The organism is Leisingera sp. (assembly GCF_034669605.1).
Classification (GTDB): domain Bacteria; phylum Pseudomonadota; class Alphaproteobacteria; order Rhodobacterales; family Rhodobacteraceae; genus Leisingera.
The window spans coordinates 1-4,614 of the sequence record NZ_JAXMOX010000279.1 but is presented as its reverse complement, the minus strand read 5'-3'; the positions used below and the strand labels follow the sequence as shown (position 1 = coordinate 4,614).

The 4,614-nt window shown below is 66.6% G+C and carries 4 protein-coding genes; 1 reads left to right on the top strand and 3 read right to left on the bottom strand.

The features are described 5' to 3' along the window. Both peaA and VOI29_RS22650 read right to left on the bottom strand, forming a co-directional pair. Positions 1 to 1,236, bottom strand: a 1,236-nt coding sequence (gene peaA / locus VOI29_RS22655) for a quinohemoprotein amine dehydrogenase subunit alpha (protein ID WP_323783915.1), incomplete at its 3' end; no start/stop codon positions are given. Next, positions 1,212 to 2,615 (bottom strand): hypothetical protein, encoded by a 1,404-nt coding sequence (locus tag VOI29_RS22650; RefSeq protein ID WP_323783913.1) that lies wholly within the window; start codon positions 2,613 to 2,615, stop codon positions 1,212 to 1,214. The genes VOI29_RS22650 and peaA, both read right to left, overlap by 25 nt. A gap of 118 nt (positions 2,616 to 2,733) precedes the next feature. Between VOI29_RS22650 and VOI29_RS22645 the strand changes: the two genes are divergently transcribed. Further along, complete coding sequence (locus VOI29_RS22645) at positions 2,734 to 3,762, top strand: AraC family transcriptional regulator (RefSeq protein WP_323783911.1); 1,029 nt, start codon at positions 2,734 to 2,736, stop codon at positions 3,760 to 3,762. A 159-nt stretch (positions 3,763 to 3,921) separates the two neighbouring features. On the opposite strand, the gene VOI29_RS22640 is transcribed toward VOI29_RS22645, so the two are convergent. After that, positions 3,922 to 4,233, bottom strand: coding sequence for a DUF2218 domain-containing protein (locus VOI29_RS22640; RefSeq protein WP_323783909.1), 312 nt, complete (start codon positions 4,231 to 4,233; stop codon positions 3,922 to 3,924). Positions 4,234 to 4,614: the final 381 nt, after the last annotated feature.

Sequence of the window (4,614 nt, the reverse complement as noted above, 5' to 3'; positions counted from 1 at the left end):
CGGACCGTTCCTCATGCCGATCGCGTTGAAATAGGCGGTCACCGGGGGCGGTCCTGCGTCGCTGCCGCCGCCGACGCGGGCGATGGTGAATTCCGGCTCCACCCGGAGACTGTCGACCGAGGTGTAATGGGCGATCTGCCCCTCGGCGCCGCCGGCGCTGAAGGTGACCACGCCATTGCCCTCAGCCGCCAGCGACAGCGCCGCGCCATAGCCATTTGCGGTTGCAGTGCCGCTGGAGCTGGCAAGGGTGTCCAGCCCGGTGCCGACCACCTGCGCCTGTGCGGCGCCCGCCGGAACGGCAGAAGGAACCGTGCCGAGGATGACGCTGCCCGCGCCCGCCCGCGCGCCGCTCAAGGGTGCGCCGAGGGCGTCGTTGCTGCGGTCGAACTGGCGGCCCTGCAGGGTGTTGCCGTCCTTGGACAGGGCCAGAACCTGGCGGTAGGCGGTGCCGCCAATGTCCAGATTGGCGCGCCATTCATAGCCGGTATAAAGGTTCATCCGGCCCGAGGCGGGATGTTTGGTGCCGTCTGCGGTCACAAATTCGCCGCTGACCTGATAGGGCGAGGCATCACCCGTTACCGTCAGCCGCCCGTAGGCCTCGCCGATGCCGGGCAGGTCGGTGATCACCACCCAATCGCCTGCCGCAGGCTGTTTGTCTGCCGCCTGCCAGTCTGCCCAGGCGGCGGTTTCCAGCGGGTTCCGCTCGGCCAGATAACCGGCGATTTCGGTGCGGGCGATGTTGTACCACTCGCGGTCGCGGCCAAGCGCCTGATATTCGATGGTGGGGAAATGGCCGACATGGAAATCCATATGCAGCGTCCATTCCTCGGCGGTGCGGTTCTGCAGCAGACCGCGGGCGCCGGTGTGGCAGCGCGCGCACATCGAGGCAAAGGCCTCGTCAAAGCTTTCCTGCGCGTTGGGGTCTTTTTCCAGCGCATAGCGGAAAGGGGCGGCCTCGGACGGGGCCAGTCCCTGGGTGTCGGACAGATGCTGCACGATGGCGCGGCGGTCCTCAGGGCTGATCTCCAGCCCATGCGCCTGCTGCATCCGGACGATGGTCATCATCCAGCCTTCGGGCGTCTTGCGCTGGCCGTTGATGCGGGTCAATCCGCCGTCTTCGCCGGTATGGCAGGCGGTGCAGATGTCCTGCACCAGCGCTTCGCTGGCCAGCGCGGGGGCGGCGCTGGTGACTGTCAAGAGCATTGCAGCCGTCAGACTGGCTGATTGTTTTGCCATGGAAGTTTCTCCCTGTTGCTGGTGTCCAAGGGGATCTGCGCCCCCTCGGTGAAGCCTTGCGATAGAAGCCATTGATGGATGGCGCGGGCCGTCTGCGGCGGGGCCGCCGGTAACACCGCGGAGTGAAAGCGCACCGCGTCCGGCAGCGGCCGGCCGTTCAGGCGGCGCAGCAGCGGCACGATCTCCTGCCCGGCGGCAAAGGCGGCACCGCCGGGGGCATCGCGGGTGATCAGCACCTCGCGCCGCGCCAGATGGCCGTTTTGCACGATCACCCGGCGGGCGATGTGCGGGCGGATCCCGGTGTTGTGGGCGGGGAGATCATCGGGCCAGGCGGCGCGCTGCTGCCAGAACGGTGTTTGAATGTCCGCCTCGCGGTAGAAATCGCGGCCCACCCGGGCCTGACGCCAGAAGGTTTCGGCCACCCGGTTGCGGTAGAAATCGCGGGCCAGCGCCGTTTGGCCGTCCAGCAAGGCCCGTGCGATGGGCACCGCCATCAGCGCCGAGGAGACCGCCCAGAACATGCCGTGCCCGGACAGGGGATCCAGCGCCACCGCGGCATCGCCCAGCCGCGGGCAGCGCGGATCAAGCTCCGGCGCGGTCAGCCGCGGTGCAATGGCATGGATGGCGGGGCGGCGGGGCAGGGGGGTGTCCGCCAGCACTGTGTGCCACAGCGCCGCCACCGCCGCCTTGCCGCCGGCCCGTTTGTCCAGAGCGGCGGCATCGCCCGCAGCCTGAAGCCAAAGCTGATCTTTGCCCACAGGGGTGGACCAGGTCCAGCCGCCGGGCCGGGCCGTTAACTGCGGTGTGTCCAGGTCCCCGGTCTGCGGCTGCACAATTCCTGCAATGGAGATGGTCTCCGGGCCGAGGAGCTTTGCCCGGCTTTGTTCCGTGCCGGGACGCGGGGCGCGGCGGCCGCGGGCCTCGAACAGCAATTGGGCGGAGAGGCTTTGACCGCTGGCCAGCCGGATGACGCCGGCGTCCGGGCGGAGGCTGGCCACGGGTTGTTGAAAAACGGCAACGCCCGCATCCTTGGCGGCCTCCAGCAGCCCGGCGTCGAATTGGCTGCGGCCGGCCGGGTGCTCGCTGTTGCGGCCGCCCTGGAAAGCCCCCCAGCTGACATGGCGCTGCGCCGCAGGCCCGATGCCCGCCAGCGGCAGCCCGTGGCGCTGCAGGATTGCGGCGACGCGGGCGGACAGGCCCTCATACCGGGCCCCGCGCGGCGGCAGGGTGGCCAGCGCCACGCGGAAGCCGGCCCGCGCCAGCAGCACTGCGGCCACCGACCCGGCCGGGCCGCCGCCTGCGATTGCTATGTGAAAGGTGCCGGTTTGAGGTGCCATCTGCACAGGCTGCACTGTGGCGGCGGTGCTTGTGGCGGACACATCCGGACAACAAGACGACATTTCCGGACAGAATTGGCAGCTGCGGCCCGGACCGCAGTGTTTTTTCTGGAATGGCGGGATTTTGCGGTATTCTGACGCAATCCTGAGGAATTGCGCGATGCCAAACGACTATCAGCCCCGGATTTCGGCCACCACATTGAACGATCCGTTGCGGGCTGTTGAGTTCATGAACGGCGATACCGCCGGGATTTTCCGCACCGCCGGGATCGGCCCCGAAGATCTGGAGGGCGAGATCGGCCTGAAAAAATTCGTGGACTTCTGCGAGCATGCCTCGGACCAGCTGGGGCTACCCGATTTCGGCTGGCGGGTGGGGTCGGTGTTCGACCTGCAAAATCTTGGCAGGCTTGGAGAATTCATCCAGCAGGCCCCGACGCTGGGGGCGGCGCTGTCGCTGTTCCGCAATGCCTTTCCGATGGTGCAGAGCGACTCGGAAATGCGGCTGTCGATGGAGGCGGGCAAGGCGCTGCTGACCTACCGGATCCTGGATCTCCGCATCTGGCCGCGGCAGCAGGATGCGGAGCTGACGCTGTCGGTGTTCCATAGCCTGGTGAGATCTGCGGCCGGGCCGGACTGGCGGCCCGATCTGGTGTCTCTGGAGCACGAATCAAGCGCCCTGCAACACCGCAGCGCCGCCGGGCCGCGCTGCCCGGTGCAGTTTGCCGCCGCGTCCAATACGCTGGTGTTTCCGGAGGCCCTGCTGGATCTGCCGCTGGCGGACAGCGATAGCCCGGCGTTCAAGGCGGCGTCGCAGTCGATTGTCCGCAGCGCCCGGCAAAACGAGCGCGAGGCGCCGGTTGCCGTGCGGGTGCGCCGCGAGCTGCTGATGCGCATTGGCCGCGAAAGTTTCGAGCAGACCGTCATTGCCACCGCCCTGGGCATGTCGCGCCGGACCCTGCGGCGCAAGCTGGAGGAGGAAGGGCAGAAGTTCTCGCAGCTGCTGGCGGGCTGCCGGATGGAGATTGCCAAGCGCATGCTGCGGGCGCCAGGGGCGCAGCTGCATGATATATCGGAGCGGCTGGGCTATTCCGAAGTCTCGGCCTTTGAGCGCGCCTTCCGCCAGCGGCAGGGGGCGACGCCGAGCCAGTACCGCAAGCAAGCCTCCGATTGCGGAGCCGGCCGCAGCTAAATGTGCTGACGCGGGCCGCGGTCCCGGGCATTGGGGGCAGGCCCGCGCGTCGCGGGTGCCGGTTTCGATGAATTTCTACGGAGAGCGGGGGATCTTCAGGAAATTTATCCAATACGGTAAAAAACCGGAACCGGGCGCATATCCTGTCCTGCGGAGGGATTATGCCGGGGCTGTTGCGGACTGCCAGGCCATGGTCTTGAACTCTTCGCGAAAGGCAAAGCGGGCAAGGTGGTTGTCGATGATCTGCCGTGCATGATCCAGCTCATCAGCGGTCGGGGCGGTGACTTCGGCGGTCAGCTCCTGTGCGGTTGCGCGCAGTGTTGCGGGGCCCATTCCCAGCGCCACGGTGCCGTGGCCGGTTCTATCGGTGGTGTCGAATTTCACCTCGACCTTATGGGCGAAATGCTTGCAGAGCTGCTGCAGGTATTTTGCTGCATCCGGGGTGTCAAAGCGGCCTGTGTCGGTGAGCATCGCCAAATTCCTTACTGTTTTACTAGGCTACAGGCAATGTAGTGAATCGCCACGGCACTGCAACCCGTAAACACGGGCGCAGGCAGTGGGTTTTTGCGGTTGCGGTATTTGCGGCGGGGGCAAATCCGTTGCTGACAAAGGCTTGCGCGCATTCTAGAAAAGCCGGGCTGCGGTGCAGGCATCTTTCGCAATGGTTTCAGATTCGGTCCCGCCCGCGGGCCGTCTGCAGGGCGGAAACGGCAACCCACATCTCAAGCGATTCCAACAACCTACTTGAGAGGGTCCCCATGTTCCGGGCTTTTGAAAACCTTGTCGATCCCTTTGCCGCGGACCGGATGGACCCGCCGCGAGCCAGTTTGCGGGCCTATCTGATGCAGCAGA

Bases quoted from the DNA above. Each gene is read 5' to 3' on its own strand.
- VOI29_RS22645 (WP_323783911.1), top strand. From the start codon at position 2,734: ATGCCAAACGACTATCAGCCCCGGATTTCGGCCACCACATTGAACGAT.
- VOI29_RS22640 (WP_323783909.1), bottom strand. From the start codon at position 4,233: ATGCTCACCGACACAGGCCGCTTTGACACCCCGGATGCAGCAAAATAC.